Source organism: Citrobacter sp. Awk 2 (assembly GCF_028069815.1).
In the GTDB taxonomy this organism is placed as follows: domain Bacteria; phylum Pseudomonadota; class Gammaproteobacteria; order Enterobacterales; family Enterobacteriaceae; genus Citrobacter.
In genome coordinates this window covers 1-2,413 of record NZ_JANEWL010000194.1, presented here as the reverse complement: position 1 = coordinate 2,413, position 2,413 = coordinate 1, and the positions used below count along the sequence as shown (strand labels likewise).

Genomic DNA, 2,413 nt, shown 5'->3' with positions numbered 1-2,413 from the left:
GTTAAAGATTACTACATTTAAGCTTGTATGTTCGGTATAAATTTAATAAATCTTAAACAAACAGTACATCAGATTAGACCGAAATGTAGTCTCCAGCCAACCCATAAAGACCCTGTAGAGAGCAAGTATGCTTGGAAAATGGGGGAGTGTCAATATAGATAGAGGCATGCCCCTTGTTAGAGTCAGTCAGGGAACATACTATAAAAGTTACTGACCCTGGTCCCAAATTCGGTGCAATAAGAACTCATGATCTTCGTCTTTTCGAATACTTCAGATGAATTCAACCGCAGTCCTGCCATTTAATGATTAATACATCCTATGATGATTATATTCTCTGCGCCACTTAACCGAGTTTGTCCTGCGCTTCTTCCAGCAAGAGAAACCAGTGAATGTTCAGATATCCCCTCTAGCCGCCGTAAAATGACGCCATAAACGGGTTAGCTGTCGGTTTTCCGGGGCAGGTGAAGTCCATAGTGACACCGTGTTCATACACCCATTTATCCAGACTTTTTGAGGTAAACTCGCTGCCATTATCACTCTGAATACGCACCGGCAGGCGCTTACCCAACACCCGGTAGTGCCATTCGTTAAACAGACTCTATGACACGAAATCCTGGCTCTAGCACCAATCCATGCCCATCAGGACCGAACGCTGGTCACCACGTACAGTATTAACATGTCGGTGGGAGTACTTTCTGCGCAGGTTAAGCCTTCCCGGACAATAAATCCTTTTGGTTACCTACCGATATCGCGCGAACAGCCGTCGCGTATTCGTGTTTCCGCAATTTCCTTAATGCGCGGGTTATTGCTCGATCATCACGCCGTTCTGCCAGTGATAGGCAGTGCGACTCTACATCAGCAACCTGCCCCCGACGGACGCTTACAAGATATGTTTCCAGCAGAAAACGTACCGCCAGGCGCTTCTTAGCCAGTCTCAGAGTATTTACCTCAATGCCTCCTGCAGCCCCCTTATCCAGATTTAGATCAGCCACCTGTTTCTTCAGCCGCGGTTTTTCATCCTCCAGTTGTCGCAGATACCGCAGGTCCACCACGCCCATGCTGGCGAATTTATTCTTATAATTATAAAAGCAGCCTCAAAAGTACCCATCTTTCTGCAGACCTCCCCGGCACAGGTGCCGGTTACGGTTCGTTCCAGCGCAAACACATTCCAATCGCTAATATAACGTCTCACTGTGAGGTGAAAGAAAGACCGAATAGTTCAGTTTAGACTAACGCTGTTTTAGGTAAAGAGACCAGTGTTCACAATCAGGCCCGACGAGGGTAGAGGCAGTGGAGTAGGCCTGCTGATAAGGACAGAAATCGTCTACCAGAGATGACACATCAAAGAGTACTAAAGTAAAAAGTGGTTTATTCAACAAAGTTAGCAAGGTATAATGTATAACAGCTATAAATGCTGGGAAATGCATAAATTTTCTACAGAAAGGACTCAATGATAACAATCAGATAACAATCATTCACCAGGCGTTGCATTAGTGCACAAAGAGGATTTTCCGGGACCAGTAAGTGTTCGGCTAAGTGAGATTATCACGTTAGCGCCGTCAGAATCTTACTGGAATTATGAGTACGATATAGCTTGTAATCTTACTCAATTAAATTAACCTGGATCATCGCCTTGAGTAAGGCACAAGTGAAGTTGCCGTAAAGTGACAATTTCCAAATACCGCAGAAATAATTTATGCCTGTCAGGAATGAGGATATATGGTTGTTTTATCCATAATTAGTGGGCACTTGAATGAAACTAATAATACAAATTCCATGTTTTAATGAAGCAGAGACCCTACCAGTAGCACTTGCAGCATTACCACGCACGGTTCCAGGTTTCAGTTCAGTAGAATGGCTCATTATTGACGATGGAAGTTGTGATAACACGGTAGACGTTGCAAAAGCACATGGCGTCGATCATGTCGTTAGGCATACAGGAAATAAAGGGCTTGCCAGAGCCTTCATGACCGGATTAGAAGAATGCTTAAGATTGGGGGCTGACGTCATTGTCAATACTGATGCCGATAACCAATACAATGCTGATGATATCCCCGCTTTGATCGCGCCTATTCTACAACATCAGGCAGAGATCGTTATTGGCGCTCGCCCGATAGCAACTATTGAACACTTTTCCCCCATAAAGAAGATGCTACAGAAGTTGGGTAGCTGGGTTGTGCGTAGGGCAAGTAAAACAAATATACCCGACGCTCCGAGTGGTTTTAGAGCAATAACACGCTCTGCGGCTCAGATGATTATGGTGTTTAATGACTATACATACACGCTGGAAACCATTATTCAAGCAGGTCAAAAAAATATAACTGTGGCATCAGTACCGATCAGGGTCAATGGTGATCTCCGTCCCTCGAGGCTGGTAAAAAGCATCCCCTCTTATATAAAATCTAGTATATTT

The 2,413-nt window shown here is 44.3% G+C and carries 1 protein-coding gene and 1 pseudogene; one reads left to right on the top strand and one right to left on the bottom strand.

Annotated features, from left to right (window positions below; all coding sequences use genetic code 11):
• Nucleotides 1-309: 309 nt before the first annotated feature.
• Nucleotides 310-1,216, bottom strand: a pseudogene (locus tag NNO02_RS23035) (integrase core domain-containing protein); the annotation flags it as partial.
• Nucleotides 1,217-1,753: 537 nt separating this feature from the next.
• On the opposite strand from NNO02_RS23035, the gene NNO02_RS23030 reads away from it, so the two are divergent.
• Nucleotides 1,754-2,413 (top strand): glycosyltransferase family 2 protein (locus tag NNO02_RS23030; protein ID WP_271455852.1); only part of this gene is annotated, 660 nt, incomplete at its 3' end.